The sequence below is a fragment of the Brevibacillus borstelensis genome (genome assembly GCF_036700025.1).
Classification (GTDB): Bacteria; Bacillota; Bacilli; order Brevibacillales; family Brevibacillaceae; genus Brevibacillus; species Brevibacillus borstelensis.
In genome coordinates this window covers 1,847,755-1,865,723 of record NZ_CP144922.1, presented here as the reverse complement: position 1 = coordinate 1,865,723, position 17,969 = coordinate 1,847,755, and the positions used below count along the sequence as shown (strand labels likewise).

General features: G+C 53.8%; 14 protein-coding genes. 3 read left to right on the top strand and 11 right to left on the bottom strand.

The window, feature by feature from the left end; translation table 11 throughout:
- Window positions 1-402: 402 nt before the first annotated feature.
- From ltrA to V5G20_RS08495, 3 genes are all read right to left on the bottom strand, one after another.
- Window positions 403-1,668, bottom strand: a complete 1,266-nt coding sequence (gene ltrA, locus V5G20_RS08505; protein ID WP_024985202.1) for a group II intron reverse transcriptase/maturase — start codon at window positions 1,666-1,668, stop codon at window positions 403-405.
- Between the two features lie 628 nt (window positions 1,669-2,296).
- Window positions 2,297-2,692 carry a hypothetical protein gene (locus V5G20_RS08500; RefSeq protein ID WP_003389106.1) on the bottom strand — a complete coding sequence of 132 codons (396 nt, stop codon included), beginning with the start codon at window positions 2,690-2,692 and terminating at the stop codon, window positions 2,297-2,299.
- Window positions 2,693-2,825: 133 nt separating this feature from the next.
- A complete protein-coding gene (locus V5G20_RS08495) occupies window positions 2,826-6,047 on the bottom strand; it encodes a DNA translocase FtsK (RefSeq protein ID WP_338463343.1) in 3,222 nt (1,073 codons plus the stop codon).
- 182 nt (window positions 6,048-6,229) lie between these two features.
- Here V5G20_RS08495 and V5G20_RS08490 point away from each other — a divergent pair, with 182 nt between their 5' ends.
- Window positions 6,230-7,468, top strand: a complete 1,239-nt coding sequence (locus V5G20_RS08490) for a hypothetical protein (protein WP_338463342.1) — start codon at window positions 6,230-6,232, stop codon at window positions 7,466-7,468.
- 109 nt (window positions 7,469-7,577) lie between these two features.
- Here the strand turns inward: V5G20_RS08490 and V5G20_RS08485 are convergent, their stop codons facing one another.
- Both V5G20_RS08485 and V5G20_RS08480 read right to left on the bottom strand, forming a co-directional pair.
- Window positions 7,578-8,339, bottom strand: coding sequence for an ion transporter (locus tag V5G20_RS08485; RefSeq protein ID WP_338463341.1), 762 nt, complete (start codon window positions 8,337-8,339; stop codon window positions 7,578-7,580).
- A 93-nt stretch (window positions 8,340-8,432) separates the two neighbouring features.
- Entirely contained in the window at window positions 8,433-9,209 is a 777-nt protein-coding gene (locus V5G20_RS08480; RefSeq protein WP_003389101.1) for an inositol monophosphatase family protein, read from the bottom strand.
- A 159-nt stretch (window positions 9,210-9,368) separates the two neighbouring features.
- On the opposite strand from V5G20_RS08480, the gene V5G20_RS08475 reads away from it, so the two are divergent.
- Entirely contained in the window at window positions 9,369-9,746 is a 378-nt protein-coding gene (locus V5G20_RS08475; RefSeq protein WP_003389100.1) for a hypothetical protein, read from the top strand.
- 96 nt (window positions 9,747-9,842) lie between these two features.
- Here the strand turns inward: V5G20_RS08475 and V5G20_RS08470 are convergent, their stop codons facing one another.
- Window positions 9,843-10,319 (bottom strand): PaaI family thioesterase, encoded by a 477-nt coding sequence (locus V5G20_RS08470; protein WP_003389099.1) that lies wholly within the window; start codon window positions 10,317-10,319, stop codon window positions 9,843-9,845.
- 228 nt (window positions 10,320-10,547) lie between these two features.
- On the opposite strand from V5G20_RS08470, the gene ilvD reads away from it, so the two are divergent.
- The gene (gene ilvD / locus V5G20_RS08465) at window positions 10,548-12,224 is read left to right on the top strand and encodes a dihydroxy-acid dehydratase (protein WP_003389098.1); all 1,677 of its coding nucleotides are present in this window, start codon (window positions 10,548-10,550) and stop codon (window positions 12,222-12,224) included.
- Between the two features lie 126 nt (window positions 12,225-12,350).
- Here the strand turns inward: ilvD and V5G20_RS08460 are convergent, their stop codons facing one another.
- From V5G20_RS08460 to menC, 5 genes are all read right to left on the bottom strand, one after another.
- Window positions 12,351-12,728, bottom strand: coding sequence for an FAS1-like dehydratase domain-containing protein (locus V5G20_RS08460; protein WP_003389097.1), 378 nt, complete (start codon window positions 12,726-12,728; stop codon window positions 12,351-12,353).
- Window positions 12,729-13,730: 1,002 nt separating this feature from the next.
- Window positions 13,731-14,702 carry an ABC transporter ATP-binding protein gene (locus V5G20_RS08455; protein ID WP_024982894.1) on the bottom strand — a complete coding sequence of 324 codons (972 nt, stop codon included), beginning with the start codon at window positions 14,700-14,702 and terminating at the stop codon, window positions 13,731-13,733.
- A complete protein-coding gene (locus tag V5G20_RS08450) occupies window positions 14,674-15,678 on the bottom strand; it encodes an ABC transporter ATP-binding protein (protein WP_003389092.1) in 1,005 nt (334 codons plus the stop codon). Before V5G20_RS08450 ends, V5G20_RS08455 begins: the two co-directional genes overlap by 29 nt.
- A gap of 2 nt (window positions 15,679-15,680) precedes the next feature.
- A complete protein-coding gene (locus V5G20_RS08445; protein WP_003389091.1) occupies window positions 15,681-16,829 on the bottom strand; it encodes a M20 peptidase aminoacylase family protein in 1,149 nt (382 codons plus the stop codon).
- 5 nt (window positions 16,830-16,834) lie between these two features.
- On the bottom strand, window positions 16,835-17,950 hold the full coding sequence (gene menC / locus V5G20_RS08440; RefSeq protein WP_003389090.1) for an o-succinylbenzoate synthase: 1,116 nt from the start codon (window positions 17,948-17,950) through the stop codon (window positions 16,835-16,837).
- Window positions 17,951-17,969: the final 19 nt, after the last annotated feature.

Here is a 17,969-nt window from a genome sequence, read left to right as displayed (position 1 = left end):
TATGGAGGGGGATACGAGTAAAAATGAGAAAGGCGTTGTAATAGCCCTGTCAGGCACTACAGCGGAAGGACGTACAGCAACTACAATGATTTTCAATCATGAAGAATTTATTGTAGTTAAATGATCACTTTTGCTTCCCAGGAAAAAGAAGTGTTTCATAAACAACGAAGGAGCTGCGCAAGACTAGCAGCTCCTTTTCCACTTTGTACATACAAGCCGGCAGCTCCCCCCCGCGAAACGCTCCGGAGCGGACTGTTCACACTTCTTATGCAGACGGATCCCGGAGCCAAGCAGAGAAACACGCTTTTCCCGCCCTGGCCCCGTTCTCAAAAATCGAGTAGGAGGGGGCGACTAACCCCCGTCCTCTCACACCACCGTACGTACCGTTCGGTATACGGCGGTTCACCAAGCTTGACGAATTTGAGAATATCGTTGCACTAAGCTTTTCAGCCCTTGTTGTTGCCAGTAGGCAATGCCGAGGGCTTTGTGTATATGCGGAGATTTTGTGGTACGCCATGCACCCTTGCGGGTATTTGCAATTTCAATGGCTTTTACGTGAGATATGCCAAGAGAACGAAGTTCTCGATATCTGGTTCTCACGCGTTTCCACTGCATCCACAAACAAAGACGGAGCCTGCGCCTTGTCCATTCCTCAATGGATTGTAGAATGCCCTTCGCGTCTGCAAGGGCGAAATATCCAATCCAGCCCATGAGGTACTGATTTATTCTTTCAATCCGCTTCTCCATCGAGATGCTCCACACCGGATTCGTGATCGTGCGGATTTTCTCTTTTAGCTTGAGGAGGGATTTGGGGTGGATGCGAATCCTTGTCTGTTTTGCAAAAGTAAAACTAAAGCCCAAGAATTTTCGTTTCCATGGTCGGTCTATCGCGCTTTTCTCCTCATTTACTTTTAGCCTTAGTACCTTCTCCAAGTGGTTTTGAATACTCTTCTTTACTCGTTCCCCTGCCCGTTTTGTTTTCACGTAGATATTACAATCGTCTGCGTAGCGGCAGAAACGGTGGCCTCTCTTTTCGAGTTCCTTGTCCAAATCATCAAGTAGGATATTTGCCAAAAGTGGGCTTAACGGCCCACCTTGCGGTGTTCCTTCACTTGATGTTGTACAGACGCCATTTATCATGATCCCCGCATTCAAGTAGGAACGAATCAGTCTTAAAATTCTCTTGTCCTGAACTTTTCGAGCCACACGGCTCATTAGAATATCATGATTTACGCGATCAAAGAATTTCTCTAGATCGATGTCCACCACGAAACGATATCCTTCGGAGATATACGCTTGCGCTTTCCTTACTGCCATGTGAGCGCTACGTTTTGGACGGAACCCATAGCTAGATTCCGAGAAGGTGGGGTCGAAGATCGGCGTTAACACTTGGAGGATGGCCTGCTGAATAAAGCGGTCTACCACGGTGGGAATGCCTAATAACCTTACACCACCGTCAGGTTTCGGGATTTCGACTCTGCGAACAGGTGAAGGTCTATAGGTTCCCCTTTCCATCTTCTCGCGGATGGCTTGCCAGTGTTCACGTAGATAATCGCGTAGTTGTTCGGTTGAAACACCATCGACTCCACCGACACCTTTGTTTTCCTCCACTCGTTGGAGTGCCATCCGTAAGTTTTCCCGTGATAAGACTTTTTCCAGCAAATCCATAATGATGTTCCTTCCTTCGCACATGCGGACTCCGTGCTTGCTGTACGATACTCAGCCCTCTTTTGTACCCTCGGGGCTTCACCCCTGCTCTTCAAAAGTAGTTCCTTGACAGAATTCTGCTTCGACGTACCGTATCAAAAGACATGGATCGCATGCTGACTTGATGTTCGGCCCTTCCCCATTCAAGCGTCCTCTACTCGGGTACTATGGCCTCTGCTGACTTCTGCATGTTCAGCGTCTCCTTACGGAGACGGTTACCAACAGTTGAAGGCGTTTCATGCAGACCTCCCCAGGTAAGAACGATAACTTTCATCCCATGTACCTGCCCAAGTTTACTACTGTATCCCTTGGCTGTATGGGGCTTTGTCTTGTTTGGCAGACTCGCCCGGATACAACAGCCTCAAATTGGGTTCGTGTACCTCAGGTCGGGATTTTGCCGCCGGCTTCCTTCAGATTCGACCTCGCGGTCGACACCCTTGCCTTGAGCTAACGGTTGGTACAGCCAACCCCCGTTCGGGACTTTCACCCTATAGCTATCGCCCATGCTGGGCGCACCAAAAAAGGGGCAAGCCCCCAAGGATTTAGCCCCAAACAAGTTAAAAAGCTGTGCCACATCAGATCATGCAGGTCATGCGGTCACATTCAGATTCGGATTGTACCTCTTCACGTAATGATACAGCTCCTCCTCTGCCAGACGAAAAGTGAAAGCCGCCTGAGATTGTCCAGACAGATGCTCGCCAAGTTGTTCCTCTCCCCGCGTCAAGCGCTTGTTTGCCGCCTCTGGCAAGGTGAGGACATGCGGGACGAGAAGCTGCAAGTACCACTTGCCCTGCTCCTCCTCCGAAATATCGATTTCCAGCTCGATGTCAGCACTTTCGAAGGAGTAGAGATGCGTAAACAGCTCCTCTCTCGCAGCAGCATCCAGGCCGTCTATGGACAGCTTCATGACGCGGAGGTAATACTCCTCGTTAAACAGGACGGTATGCTCATCCATGCGTTGATATTTTTTCTGGACCAAATCCATCGCAATCCCCGCCTCTCCTTTTCTCATACTTTTCAGAATACAACGAACAATCGCTTTGAGCAACCATGCAATAAAAAAAGACGGCCTGTTACCGAGAATAACATCCCGGCCACCAGGCCCCCTGATGAACTTGCTAAAACAGCGATGTCCCTTCCGTCAACGCTTCAGCGTCTTCACGCGTGATCAACACAGCGCGAGGCTTTCCGCCGCTCTGTCCGGCTACATAGCCGTCGGCTTCCATCATTTCGATCAGACGAGCCGCCCGGTTGTAGCCTACGCGGAAACGGCGCTGCAGGGCGGAAGCGGAAGCCTGTCCCTGATCGGCCACATACAGCAGTGCCTCGTGGTACAACGGATCGTCTCCCATGTCGAATGATTGTACCTGCTGCTCCAAATCCTCTTTGCTGAACAGGTACGCCGGTTTTCGCTGCCTTTTGATCGCTTGGGTGACGGCCTCGATCTCTTCGTCCGTCACATAGTTTCCTTGCAGGCGAATCGGTGTCGTTCCGCTTTCCAAAAAGAGCATATCGCCCCGCCCGAGCAAGCGCTCCGCTCCCGATTGGTCGAGAATCGTCCGTGAGTCCACCTGAGAAAAGACGGCAAAGGCCAGACGCGTAGGGACGTTTGCCTTGATGTTCCCGGTGATGACATCAACGGATGGGCGCTGTGTCGCCAAAAGCAGATGAATACCGCATGCACGTGCTTTCTGTGCGATTCGGATGATGCAGTCTTCCACATCCTGAGGGGAAACCATCATCAAGTCGGCCAATTCGTCGATGACAATGACAATGTACGGCAGCGGCTGATCCGTCGTTTGGTTGTAGCGGTCAATATCGCGCACTCCCGCATCCACAAACAGCGCATACCGTTTTTCCATTTCCTCCACCGCCCATTTGAGCGCAGCCGTCGCCTGCTTCGCGTCAGTCACCACCGGCGTAACCAGATGGGGCAGATGATTGTACGGAGCCAGCTCAACCATTTTCGGGTCGATCAGCAGCAGACGCACCTGCTCCGGTGTCGCCTTATACAGCAGGCTGACAATGATCGAGTTGATGCAGACGCTCTTTCCTGAACCGGTCGAACCGGCAATCAAGCCGTGCGGCATTTTTTTGATGTCCGCGACGATCGGCTCTCCGCCGATGTCCATACCCAGGGCAACAGCCAGCGGCGACGAATGCTGCAAAAATTTCTCGGACCCGATAATGCGGCTGATCAGCACCGGCTGGCTTTTCAAGTTGGGGACCTCGATGCCGACAGCGTTCCGTCCCGGGATCGGAGCTTCGATCCGAATGTCTTTGGCAGCGAGATTGAGCTTGATGTCATCGATCAAACTGGTGATCTTGTTCACCTTCACCCCTGGCGCAGGCTGTATTTCAAAACGGGTCACCGAAGGACCTTTCACAATGCCGACGACCTGTGCGTTTACGTTGAAATTGCTCAGCGTCTCTTCCAGCAGCAGCTTCTGTATTTGCGTATGCTCGTCGTCATCGTCATCCTGCTCTGGCGATGGGGCAAGCAGCTCAAGGGACGGACTCGCATACGGCAATAACGGTTGCTCGTCCGGTTGCGGAGCCGGTTGTTGGTTGACGACTTCAGCTTGCCGCTGTAGTGGGTTGACGACGGCAACTTGCCCCTGCTGTGGGGTGACATCGGCAGCTTGCCGCTGCTGTGGGGTGACATCGGCAGCTTGCCGCTGCTGTGGGGTGACATCGGCAGCTTGCCGCTGCTGTGGATTTGCTTCGTTTGTCTCTTTCTGCGGTGCGGATGACGGCTCGCTTTTTTCCGCAGCGTATGCAGCCAGACTGGCCGCCACCTCGGCTGCTGAAGCAATTGGCGCGACCCCTTGCAAATTGTTGGCTGGATTCGCAAAGGAATGCGGCGGAACGCTTTGCGAAGAACTGTTCACAGACTCGTCTTTTGCGGAGCCGATCTCTTCCCGCTTCTCCTGGGAACGGCTGCCTTCCAGACCCGGCTGAATCGTTGCCCGGGGAGAAGCGCTCATCTCCTGCGCAGTCTGCTCCTCTACAGGCTGTTCCGCTTCCTTCTGTTCCGCGTTGGTCTCTTTCCCGATAAACGGCATGCCGGCATTCGATACAGAGACAATCGGCTGTTCTTCTCCCGATTGCTTCGAGGCTGGTTCTACTGCGGCTGGTTCAATCGATCCTTCTGCCGCTGGCTCCTCTGAGGTCTGCTTTTCAGCCGGTTCTTCCGCCACTGGCTCCTGCACAGTCAACTTTCCAACCGGCTCCTCCGCCACTGGCTCCTCCACAGTCAACTTTCCAACCGGCTCCTCCGCCACTGGCTCTTCTGCGGTCAGCTTTTCAGCAAATCCTTCCGCATCTGAATCAACTGCAGCCCGCACGCCATTATCCTCGGCCTCGCCTGAATCAAATTCCGCCTCGTCCAGTGCAGCTGCTGCTTCAAGCATCTCGCCAACAGTCACGCTATACTCTTCTCCCGGCTGACCAGTGCTTGCCGGCTGCATGTGGCCGGAGGCTGCTGGATCGGCAGGTTGACCTCCAGCGTTGTCAACGTCCAAAAAGTGCGGCGCTTGCGCCCGGTTATGGACGCTGTGAGCAAACGATTCTTCCTCTTGCATGCCGTCTTCCACCCGAATATCTGCGGCTTCGCTCACTACCGTTTCGGTCTTTTCATTTTCAGGAAGCTGTACCACCGGCTCGCTGTTCATCTCCAGTACAAGGTCGGAAGATGCTTCCGACCGGTCATCCGCTTCTGCTCTTTCCGCGTGGCTTGAGGCAGTCAGCTCCCGCATCCTCGCCTGTTGTTCATTGATCAGCTCCCGGGAAGAATGGACTCCGGCTGTCGTATGTATCCGATGATCAGCGTCCTCTGTCTCAGCAGTCACCTTTCCAAACACAGGTGAAATGACCTCTGAAGGTTTATAGGGGCGCTTGGTCTCCAAAGGCTGGGCGGTCCGGCTTACCGTATCAACGGCCTCTTCCGCCTGTCTGGTCTGTTCATTGCTGTCAGATGTTGTTGCACGCCGCCGCTCCGGTTCACCTTTTCCCGCAGTCGCGCGCGCTCTCTCAGCCCTTCTTTTCGCCACGGCATCTGCCGGATTTTCTGTCGGCGGAGCCTGCTCTGTCCGTTTTTCGGTCTGTTTTTCATCCGGTATGACTGGAAATTTAAATTGTCGCTGTTTCCTTCTGCGGAACGGCTCGTCCGTCTCTTCGATTTCCCGCTCTCTGGGGTAAATGCTCCGCGTTCTTGCCTGCACTTTGCCGCCAGACACTCCTGTTGAAGGACGAACGTATTGCTCTGTATGCCCTTGTTCCTGTTGTTCACTTTCGTCTCCGCGAATAAAACTCATCAGCTTGTGAAGCCACGACCACATGTTGCAACGTCCTTTCTTGCATAACCTCTTAGCATAACCTTTCGCTTTCTACAATCTTACCACGAAACACCTCGTTGTTTTTGCTCTGTTGAGTTTTTTTTAGATAATGAGAAACCTTTTGCCAGCTCATGCGTAATACAAGATGTGGAAATTGAAATGAATTGATAGAGGAGGAACACTTCATGTGGAAAAAGGGGAGTGCCCTGCTGCTTGCTTTGGGGCTTGTTCTCACAGGCTGTTCAGGTCAAGCGTCATTGGTGCGGGACGCCGTCGTTACATCGCTCGATAAACCCAACTATGACTACCAGGGTTCACTCAAACTGGTTGGTGACGTAGACAAGCTGCCAGCAGCCCTGGGCGAACCAGCGGACGCTGAAAGCATCGCCGTACTGAATGCACTGAAAGCAGGAGTAACCGTAAAAGGTTCCCAGCTCGATCTTCAGAACGCGAAGATGGACGTCGTAGTAAACGACGACAAGCTGCTGCGGGACAAAGGCGTTTGGGCTGGCGATAAAAAAGCTGGCGTGGAGCTGATCGTAAGCGGAAGCGATCTGTATGCAAAATCTTCGTTGGATAAAAAATACTTGAAAATCGACTCCAACTCGACTGGACTCGTTGCCGCTGGCGAAACAGCCATCGATCCGGCGAAATTGAAAGACTACCAGGACAAAATGAACAAATTGACGATGGACTTCATGAAGAAGTACATCTCCAAGTACGGCTACAAGCTGTCCAATGTGAAAGACCTGGGCAAAGAAACCGTCACACTGCCTAACGGCGAGAAAGTGGAAACAGCACACATCGCCATCACACTGGACACAAAAGAACTGATTCAAATGTTCTACTACACAGCAAATGACGCTGTTGCCAACCAAGACGTAAAAGCGTTCGCTGTCGACCTGATGGTTTTGACTCAACAACTGGAAGAAGAAATGACTCCTGACGCGAAGAAAACGACAGAAGCCGAGAAGCGCGCTACTGCCGAAGCAGCGGTAACAGCTGGCATTGCTTCTGCAAAACAATGGCTGGAAACAGAGGGCAAAGTCTATACGCCTGATAAAGTCGTCGAGCTGCTGAAGGAAGAAGGCTTCCACGGTGTGAACTGGACCCTGGACTTCAACATCGACAAGGCAAAACAGCCTATTCGCCAAAAGAGCGCTTTGAACGTAACGTTCGCGGTTGACAAAACCCAAAAGCCGTTGACTGTCGGTCTGGAAGCAGAAACCGTATCGTACAACTTCGGCAAAGCGACCAAGTATGACATCCCCGGAAAAGACGCTTCTTTGACTGTAGAAGCTCTGAAGAAAGATCCGAAAGCAATCGAAGCTTTTGACAAAAAAGGCTTCTTCCGCTCCTTTGCTGAAACGCTCTCCACTGAGCCAAGCTGGGAAATGGATGCTGTAGAAGCAGTTGTAGAATAAGCTACATGAAGAAAAGGCATGACGCCCTGTGCGCCATGCCTTTTTCTTATCCACCGTTTGCCTGATGGATCAAGTCCGCAGTCTGGCTATTACGTTGCCTGCTTCCCGACTAACGTTCTTCCCCGTTCCTTTCCCGATACAACTCCTCAATCGTTTTCATCATCGATTCGTACTCTTTTTGCGTCAACTGCTCGACTTGCTGCAATTGAAGCGCACGCATCTTCTTTTCCGCATGAGCGTGTTCCTCCGGCGTCTGCCCTTTCCCCTCCTGAAACTCGGTCCAATGATGGGCGAAGTTTGCGGTCAGAGCGCCAAGAGTCCCGATACCGGTGACCATCAATATCGTAGCCATGATTCTGCCCCCCGTCGTAACGGGCGAGATGTCTCCGTATCCGACTGTTGTCGTCGTGACGATGGACCACCATAGAGCATCGCCGAAATGAACGATATTTTCGTTGATGCCGGCCTCCAGCAGGTAAATGGCTCCCGAGCTCCACAGCATGATCAAGGTGACCACGCCAATCACCCGCTGCATCGGCTTGGATTTCAGCATGCTCCAGAGAAAAGGAGAAGCTCTCAATATCCTGACAAGGCGCAGGATACGCATGAAGCGCGCCAGATAAAAATAATGATCAAGCGGGATCATGGCGACGAGATCGAACCAGTTGCTGATGACAAATTTCTTTTTATCTTTGGCCAGCCATAGGCGGATGACGTATTCCGCTGCCAAAAAGCTGATCAGGATGACGTCTGCCTGATTCATAAACTCCTCGGTCAACCGGGGATGACTGGCCGGATCAGCGAAGACGACAATCGCATACGTGATGACCAGCAGGATGACAAAAATTTCATACATGACCCGAAAAAACAAGAGGACTCCTCCAAACCCAGTTAACCTGCCCGTTCGCTTTCTGTCTCCCGGCTGCCAAGCAACGTTGCTTCCCTTTTCAAGGTTACGCTTCTGCTATTCCGAGATCAGTTCCCGCACCTTTTCGTGCAGTACGCCATTGCTCGCCACTAGCGACGGCAGACGCTCTTTGTCGAAGTCTTCATGATGATAGATCTCTCCGTTCCAATCTGTGACGAGGGCACCGGCCTCCTGTGCGATCAGAATGCCAGCGGCCACATCCATGATGCTGGATCGCTGCATCACGATGTAGTCCAGCCACCCGTTGGCGAGCAGGCACCAGTCCAGAGCTGGCGCGATGTTGCGCAAGAGCCGCTTCGTTTTGAGCACGAACGGACGCGTGAATTCGAGCTCCTGCTCCTTGGTGACCGAGTTGCGTCCCCGGATGTACGTTCCGACTGCCCGGGTCAAATCATCGCGTTTGTTCACTTCCAGCCGCTTCCCGTTGAGGAACGCTCCCTTGCCTTTTTCCGCCCAGAACATTTGACCGGCCACCGGGTTGTAGACGACGCCCAAGATCACATCACCTTTGTACTGCAGGGCAAGAGAGATAGAGAAATACGGATAGCCGATAAAATAATTGTTTGTACCGTCCAGCGGATCCACGATCCAGAGATAGTCTTCCTTGCGTTCGACCATTCCGATCTCCTCGGAGTAAATGGTATGGTCCGGAAAATGCTTATGCAAAACCTCAATGATCCGTCGTTCGCTCTCCTTGTCTTCGGGAAGCTTTACGTCGTTGTGAAGCTCCTCATCGGGGATGAGCTGTTGCAAAAAACGTTCCTGCAGATAGGTTCCAGCGTATTTTGCTGCTTCTTTGGCTATTTCGATCATGGGAGTCTCTCCTTTTCTTTTCTGTAAATCCATTGATTACCCTTGCATCCGGACCCGGTTCATCCCTATGATAGGGAGACACCCGTGTTTTGAAGGGGCTGCCCGGTCTTTGCAAAAGCGCATCCGGGCAAGTGCTTCCGCCAAAGGAGGGGAAAAGACATGAACAGCGATTTTATTCGCCTGAAAAATCTGGAAGGCGAACTGATGCTGACCCAGTTGAACAAAAGTCTGGGTTGCTCCGTAACCAGCAAGGAGCTGGTGTTTTTCAAGCCTCATATGACGTATCACCTGTTCCTGCATGACATCGTCAGCATGGTTCCGATAAAGCTTGACAACGCGCCGATTACTTTCCGCCACAAAAGCGAGCTGATCCGCTCGGAATTTGGCTCGGACTACTACAAGCTCACCGTAAAATGGGCGCGGATTGTGACGCGTTCCGGAATTACCGAACGGGAGAACATGGAGTTTATCGTTCCACTTTCCCGCAAGATGCTGGACTACATTGCCCAATACAGCGGCCTCATAGCCATTGGGTAAAAAACATGCGCCTCGCCTGGTGCACGTGGCTGCGCTGCACGGCCGAAAGCCTCTATCCGCTATTTGCGTATAGAGGTTTTTTTGTGTACAGACTGCCTATCTCTTTCGCTTGAGGACGATGAACGTCCCGGTCCCGTGAGCCAGCAGCCGATCGCGTTCGTCGTACACCCTGCCATCCATGACCACCAATGTTTGTCCGCGATGGATGAAGCTGGCTTCCGCACGCAGCTTTTCTCCCTTTCCCGGACGCAGGTAATTGGTCTTCAGTTCAGTCGTCACGGCGTATTGATCAGGCGGAAGGGAGCGGTTAATGAGCGACCCCATCGCCGAATCGATGAGCGTAGCCAAAATCCCGCCGTGGACGACACCGAGCGAGTTGTGCGTAAACACAGTCAACGGCAGTTCAAAGCGATAGGTGTTCTCGTCGACGAAATCGCCCTTCAATCCGAGAAAGCCGGACAAAAACGCGCTTCCCCGCTCCCTGCGCTGCCGGATCGCCTGAACGGCAAGCTCCAGGATTTGTCGTTCTTCCTCAGTTCCCTGTTCCCAGATCGTTTTTAGTTCTTCCCACATCCTGTTCACTCCAGCTCTATTTATTTCATGTACCTTATTGTAGAACAAAGTACTTTCTTTTTCACCAGTTCCGTTGTTATGAACAGGCAAGCGGCGCTGCTTTTGACGCCTTGAGAAGCTCTTTCCTGAGCAAATGTTCAGACTTTTACGGTTGTTTCTATTTATGAAAAAGTGATAAGATAGTTCAAAATAAACAGGCATCGTTTCAATCGGAAGGGAGTTTTTCAAGTGGCCAGACAACGAAGCGACATGATCAAAAAAGGCTTTGACCGTGCGCCGCACCGCAGCCTTCTGCGTGCAGCCGGCGTAAAAGACGAGGATTTCGACAAACCGTTTATCGCGATCTGCAACTCATACATCGACATCATTCCCGGTCACGTCCACCTGCAGGAATTTGGAAAGATCGTAAAAGAGGCAGTCCGCGCAGCGGGCGGAGTGCCGTTTGAATTCAATACAATCGGCGTAGACGACGGCATCGCCATGGGCCATATCGGGATGCGCTATTCCCTGCCAAGCCGCGAGCTGATCGCCGACAGTCTGGAGACAGTCGTGGCCGCTCACTGGTTTGACGGCATGATCTGTATCCCCAACTGTGACAAAATCACCCCCGGCATGATCATGGGAGCACTGCGCGTTAACATTCCTACTGTTTTCGTGACAGGCGGCCCAATGAAAGCCGGAAAAACAAGCGACGGCCGGTCCATTTCGCTTTCCTCCGTGTTCGAGGGAGTCGGAGCGTACCAGGCCGGTCTGATCGACGATAAACAGCTGGACGAGCTCGAGCAATTCGGCTGTCCATCCTGCGGCTCCTGTTCCGGCATGTTCACCGCCAACTCGATGAACTGCCTGGCGGAGGCTCTCGGACTGGCTCTGCCTGGCAACGGAACCATTCTCGCCGTTTCTCCGGAACGCAAGGAGCTGGTCAAAGCATCGGCCCAAAAACTGATGGATTTGATCGCTCGCGACATCAAGCCTCGCGATATCGTTACGCTGGAAGCCATCGATGACGCATTCGCCCTCGACATGGCAATGGGCGGTTCCACCAACACCGTTCTCCATACGCTGGCGATTGCCCAGGAAGCAGGCTTTGAATATCCGCTGGAGCGGATCAACGAGGTAGCCAAGCGCATCCCGTACCTGTGCAAGCTGGCTCCGGCATCCGACTACCACATCGAGGACTGCCACAATGCGGGCGGTGTCTCCGCCATTTTGAAGGAATTGTCCAAAAAGGCGGGCGCCCTGCATCCTGAACGCATCACCGTGACCGGCAAAACGCTGGCGGAAAATATCGCTGACGCGGAAATCACGGATACGCAGGTCATTCGCACACTCGACAACCCGTACAGCGAAACAGGCGGACTGTCTGTTCTGTTCGGTAATCTGGCTCCGCAGGGTTCCATCATCAAAACCGGCGGCGTCGATCCGTCCATCAAGCGGCACGAAGGACCTGCCATCTGCTTTGATTCGCAGGAAGAGGCGCTTGCCGGTATCGCTGCAGGCAAGATCAAGCCAGGCCACGTCGTTGTCATCCGTTACGAAGGGCCAAAAGGCGGTCCGGGCATGCCTGAAATGCTCGCCCCTACCTCCCAGATCGTGGGCATGGGACTAGGCAAGGAAGTGGCGCTCGTCACCGACGGCCGTTTCTCCGGCGCCTCCCGCGGAATCAGCATCGGCCACATCTCTCCGGAAGCAGCGGAGGGCGGTCCGATCGCTTTCGTCCAGGACGGCGACATCATCAGCATCGATCTGGAGGATCGCTCCATCCAACTGCATGTAGCCCCTGACGAGCTGGCTCGCCGTCAGGCCAACTGGACCGAATTTGAGCCAAAGGTGAAGACCGGCTATCTGGCTCGCTACTCCAAGATGGTTACCAACGCCAGCAACGGCGCTATTTTGAAGATCTAACCTATCATCCAAAAACAGGCTGGGCGCTTTTCCAACGCTCAGCCTGTTTTTGCTGTATGTGGGGGGCAATCTTTGCCTATGCCTATGCCTATTCCGTCCCGATCATTCGATTTTGGGGGCTGCATGTCAGTCCCGTATAATTCCGCGGCTTGCTCCCGTCAATACTTCCTTTCCGTCCTGATTGCGATAGATCAGCTTCACTGAAACCTGCTTGTAGCCTTCCTGCTGCGTTACCTCGGTCACGGTCATTTCACATGAGACGGTATCTCCTGAAAAGACAGGCCTCAGAAACTCGCTGACCAATTCTCGGGCGATGTAGTTCATATCTCCGCCGAGCTTTGTTCCGATACTGGCCGTAAGAAAACCGTGAACCATCAGCCGCCCTTTTTCATCACGTTCCACATGATGTCTTCCCTTGTCGCCGGTCAGCTCCGCGAACTGCAAAACCTCCTCTTCACGAAACGTCCTTTCCCACCTGAACACGTCGCCTGCTTTCACGTCCACTTTTCATAACCTCCTGTTTCACATTTCAGGAAATTTTCTCCCTTGAATATATCACAGCTTTGGTGAATGTACATTCATTCATTTTTGGCTCGTTAGGAAAGAGCGTTGTCCGGGGCTTTGGTGGTGGAGATGAAAAAGCAGAAAAAACGCTACAGGTTCGGTGGGTCACCTGCTGCGGGACATGACTGTCCGGCTGCATTCCAAAAGCGGAACCGTTTTTTCCATTCCGCCTAGGCTGGTGCCCCAAAGACCTTCGTGTTTTTTCTGCTTTTTCATCTCTACTGCTGTTTGCCTTTTGTCTGGCTTTTTGAAAGAAGACTGATTGAAGGCATGTTCATGAAGGTCATGGAGGGTTACAAGGCAAGAGAGGGAAGGAATGACAAGAAGCTGAGGAAGGCCAGGGATGTAAATAACGCCAAGTCATTATTGTCCAGAAGCATATTAATTGTACTGAAGCGGCATAGATCACCGCATCTTGGCACTCCCTTCTTTAGGTTGAGCCCTCCAGAGCTTTCGGATCAGAAGACAGTCTAAAGCTGCGAGGACGATTTTACTCCACTTCATTGATTCGCTCAAAGAAACACCCGAACAACCATTGAAGCTGTAGAGATGAAAAAGGGAGAAAATGCGAAGGTCTTTGGGACACTACCCAGGCGGAATGGAAAAAGCGGAACACGCTTTCAGCGTCCAACTCTGAGGTACTTCATGAATGGGCGGCTTTTGGACGCGGTTCCGCTTTTGGAATGGAGCCGGCCAGACCTGGCTCCGAAGAAGTGTCCCACCGAACCTGCAGCGTTTTCTCCCTTTTTCATCTCCCCCACCAAAGCCTGTCCTAAGTGCATTTCCAATAAAGCGTGAAAAGCCCAAAAGCGATGTCCTCCAAGAAGCAGTCCCAAGAACCAACCTCAAGAAGGGAAACAGAGAACACAACACAAAAGGGCACCTCTAAAAAACGGAGGCACCCTCTCCCGTGTCTATCCATGAAAGCGTACTGTTCCAAGCCTATTGCTGATGCAAATGACAAGCAACCCAGTGCCCTTGCCCATCGACCGGCGCCAGCTCAGGCCTGACACTTTTGCACGCCTCCATCACATGCGGGCAGCGCGTATGAAAAGCGCAGCCGCTCGGAGGATTCGCCGGATTGGGCACATCTCCCTTGAGGATGATCCGCTGGGGCCTGGCATCCGGATTGGCTACCGGCGCCGCCGACAGCAATGCCTGCGTGTACGGATGAGCAGGAGCCGAATAGAGTGATTCCTTTGGAGCGAACTCCACCAGCCTGCCCAAGTACATGACGCCGACCCGGTCGCTAATGTGCTTGACCACACTCAGATCATGCGAAATGAACAGATACGTCAGGTCAAACTGCTCCTGCAAATCCTGCAGCAGATTGAGAATCTGCGACTGAATGGAGACGTCCAGCGCTGATACGGGCTCATCGGCGACGATCAGGGAAGGCCGCAGAATCAGGGAACGGGCGATTCCGATCCGCTGACGCTGTCCGCCGGAAAATTCGTGCGGATACCGGTTGGCATAGTGACCGCCAAGGCCGACGATCTCCAGGATTTCCTCCACCTTTTTCAATCGCTCCTGCTTGGTTCCGATGCCGTGAATCTCCAACGGCTCGAGCAGGACGTCCCGTATCTTCATCCGCGGATCGAGCGAAGCGTACGGGTCCTGGAAAACGATCTGCAGCTCCCTGCGCAGGACACGAAGCTCGCTTGTGGACAGCTTGGTCAGATTCCTTCCATTATAGATGACTTCTCCCCCGGTCGGAGGCAGCAGGTGCAGGAGCGCTCGCCCTGTGGTCGACTTGCCGCATCCGCTCTCGCCGACAAGGCCGACCGTCTCTCCTTTCTGTATGGAAAAGGTGACGCCGTCTACTGCCTTGACATGGGTCGTCGGCTGAAACCATTTCCCTTTCACCGGAAAATACTTCTTCAAATCACGTACCTGCAGCAAAGCTTCCACGATGCTCCTCCCCTCCTTCCTTCACCAGCCAGCAACGGCACTTGTGTCCTTCCCCCACGCCAAGAAGCGGAGGAATCCGGCTGCATTCGTCGCGAACATAGTCACAGCGCGGGGCAAACCGGCAGCCGCCCGGCATGGCCGATGGGTGAGGCACTGTCCCGCGGATAGAGTTCAGCCGGCGCTGCTGCTGGTGGAGCGACGGGATCGAAGCGATCAAGCCTTTGGTGTAGGGATGCTGCGGATTTTGAAACAGCTCCCGGACAGCAGCCTCCTCGATCACCTGTCCCGCATACATGACCACCACCCGGTCGCACATCTCCGCGACTACCCCGAGGTCATGGGTAATAAAGATGATCGAGGTACCCCTCTTTTCCTTCAATTCTCGCATCAGGTCCAGAATCTGCGCCTGGATCGTCACATCGAGGGCTGTCGTCGGCTCGTCGGCAATCAACAGCTTCGGATCGCAGGACATCGCCATGGCGATCATGACGCGCTGCCTCATCCCCCCGGACAGCTGATGGGGGTATTCCTTCACGATCTCCTCCGCACGGGGAATCCCGACCATTCTGAGCATCTCAATCGCTCTCTCCCGGGCCTCCCGCTTGCCCAGGCCGAGGTGCAGACGGATCTGTTCACCGAGCTGTTCGCCGATCGTATACACCGGATTGAGCGAGGTCATCGGTTCCTGGAAGATCATCGCAATTTCATTTCCGCGAAGCTTCTGCAGGTCGGTTTGGCTCATGTCCGCAATGCTTTTGTCCTGAAACAAAATGCGCCCTCCGCTGACCCGGCCGATCCCCTTTGGCAAAAGCCCCATGATCGCCAGAGAAGTAACGCTCTTTCCGCAGCCTGACTCCCCGACAATTCCCAGCGTCTCTCCCGCATGGACGCGAAAATCGATGCCGCTCACCGGGTTCAGGTCGCCATCTTCTCCCCGAAAGGAGATGTGCAAGTCTTCTACCTGAAGGATCGGTTGCATGTTCACACTTCCTTTCCGCTGGCGGCCATCAGCACCGATGTCGCCAATATTTGCGCTCCGGCGACAAGCGCCTTTGTGTCAAAGGACATGTCAGGATGGTGCAAGCCGGGGGCCAGGCCGCATCCCAGGCCGAGCATCGTTCCGGCCAGCCCCGGATTGTGGTAGGTGTAAAAGTGGAAGTCCTCTCCCCCCGGGGAAACGCAAGGTCCGGCAATGTTCTCTTCCCCCAATACGAGCGAGATCGCTTCACGCATCATTCCTGCTGCACGTTCGTTAAAGGTTGCGGCTGGAACCGCACCGGGAATGCTCCATTCGATCGGGGTTCCCATCAGACTCCCTACGTGCTGCATAGTGTGCTTCAGCTTTTCCTGCAGCTCCTCCATGCCCTCGTTGGTCTGCGCCCGCACATCCAGCTTGAAAGTGGCCCTGTCCGGAATGACATTGGAGGTATCCCCGCCGGCAGCTAACTGTGTCATTTTCACGGAGAATGGACAGCCTGCCTCCAGGCGGATGTTTTGCAGCGATTGAACGAGCATAGATGCCGTTTCGATGACGTTCTTCCCGCGTTCCGGCCGTGAAGCGTGCGCTTGCAGCCCGGAAATGGTGCCGTGGATCGACGCGCTGGCACCATGCAAAATGGCGGGAGCAGCCGTACCGTTGGCCAATTCCATGACTGGCCGGACATGGACGCCAAACAGCATTTCGACGCCTTCCAGCGCCCCATCCTTCATCATCTGCAGCGCTCCGCCCACCTTTTCCTCCGCCGGCTGGAAGAGGAAGCGGACTGTCTTTTTCGGACGTATACCCGCTGCGGCGAAGGCCAGGGCGGCGTAGAGGACCATTGTGCTGTGTCCGTCGTGTCCGCAGGAGTGATTCGGACGCACCACTCCGTCCACTTCCTGCACAAGCGCATCCATGTCAGCCCGCAGCGCGACGACTCCCTCTTCCTCGCCCGGAATATCCACGGTCAGTCCAAAATGGCCAGGGTACGTCCGTACAGTCAGCCCGGCCGCCTGCAGCCGCTGTGCCAGGTACTGCGAGGTTTTCTCTTCCTGCCAGCTCGGCTCGGCCAGCTCGTGAAGCTCTTCATATGTCCGGACGATGTCAGCCTGACACTCTCTCAGATAGTCGCAAACCGCTTTTACACTCATTTGTCCTACCCTCTCGTCACAACCTTGCTGGCTGTTGTGTATTTTTCAATCAATTCCGGCACCGGTGTATAGCCGATCCCAGGCAGGTCCGGGACGGCAATCGTTCCGTCAGCGTCCACCTCCACCTCTGGAGAAATGATATCCTCCTTCCAGTAACGGGACGAGCCTGCGGTATCTCCGGGAAGCGTGAAGTTCGGCAAGGTCGTCACGGCGATGTTGTGCGCCCGGCCGATCCCGGACTCGAGCATGCCCCCGCACCACAGCGGGATGCCTTTTTCCTGGCACAGATCGTGGATGCGCTTTGCTTCCGAGAGCCCGCCGACTCGCCCTACCTTCATATTGATAATCCGGGTGCTGCCCAGCTCGATTGCCTTGCGTGCATCGTCGTAGGAGTGAATGCTCTCATCCAGACAGATCGGCGTTTTTAGCGCTTTTTGCAGAGTGGCGTGGTCGATGATGTCATCGTGAGCCAGCGGCTGCTCGATCATCATCAGGTCGAATTCGTCAAGCTGTTTCAAAATGTCCACGTCCTCCAGCGTATACGCGGAGTTGGCGTCTGCCATCATCGGGATATTGCCGAAGCGCTCGCGCAGTGCCCGAATGACCTGGACGTCCTTGCCCGGAGCGATCTTGATCTTCATCCGGCGATAGCCGAGCTCCAGATACTTTTCCACATTGCGGAAAAGATCGTTGATGTCCGCTTCGATTCCCAGGCTGATGCCGACGTCGATCTTGTCTTTTGTCCCGCCGAGCGCTTTTGCCAGCGAAATGCCCTGTTCTTTTGCGTACAAATCCCAATAGGCGGCATCCAGAGCCGATTTTGCCATATTATTGCGACGAATCGGAGCAAACAGTGCCCCGACCTCATCCGGGTGGGTGATCTCGCCCTTTTCAAAGAGCATCGGGAGGAGAAAGTCTTCCAGCATATGCCATGCCGTGCCGACCGTCTCTTCACTGTAGAGCGGCTCGCCGGACACGACGCATTCACCGTACCCGACGAAATCCTTGGTATGCACCTCAACCAAAATAAAATCGCGGACGATCTGCGTGCCGAAGCTCGTTTGAAACGGAGATTTCAGCGTCATGCTCATTTTGCGGAGAACAACCTTTTCAGCTTTCATGTGGAATTCCTTCCTTTCC

Excerpts from the sequence above, each read along its gene's own strand:
- V5G20_RS08480 (WP_003389101.1), bottom strand. The coding sequence starts at position 9,209 with ATGATCGAAATAGCCAAAGAAGCAGCAAAATACGCTGGAACCTATCTG.
- V5G20_RS08490 (WP_338463342.1), top strand. The coding sequence starts at position 6,230 with ATGTGGAAAAAGGGGAGTGCCCTGCTGCTTGCTTTGGGGCTTGTTCTC.
- V5G20_RS08445 (WP_003389091.1), bottom strand. The coding sequence starts at position 16,829 with ATGAGTGTAAAAGCGGTTTGCGACTATCTGAGAGAGTGTCAGGCTGAC.
- V5G20_RS08470 (WP_003389099.1), bottom strand. The coding sequence starts at position 10,319 with ATGTGGGAAGAACTAAAAACGATCTGGGAACAGGGAACTGAGGAAGAA.
- V5G20_RS08495 (WP_338463343.1), bottom strand. The coding sequence starts at position 6,047 with ATGTGGTCGTGGCTTCACAAGCTGATGAGTTTTATTCGCGGAGACGAA.
- V5G20_RS08450 (WP_003389092.1), bottom strand. The coding sequence starts at position 15,678 with ATGCAACCGATCCTTCAGGTAGAAGACTTGCACATCTCCTTTCGGGGA.
- V5G20_RS08475 (WP_003389100.1), top strand. The coding sequence starts at position 9,369 with ATGAACAGCGATTTTATTCGCCTGAAAAATCTGGAAGGCGAACTGATG.
- V5G20_RS08500 (WP_003389106.1), bottom strand. The coding sequence starts at position 2,692 with ATGGATTTGGTCCAGAAAAAATATCAACGCATGGATGAGCATACCGTC.
- menC (WP_003389090.1), bottom strand. The coding sequence starts at position 17,950 with ATGAAAGCTGAAAAGGTTGTTCTCCGCAAAATGAGCATGACGCTGAAA.
- ltrA (WP_024985202.1), bottom strand. The coding sequence starts at position 1,668 with ATGGATTTGCTGGAAAAAGTCTTATCACGGGAAAACTTACGGATGGCA.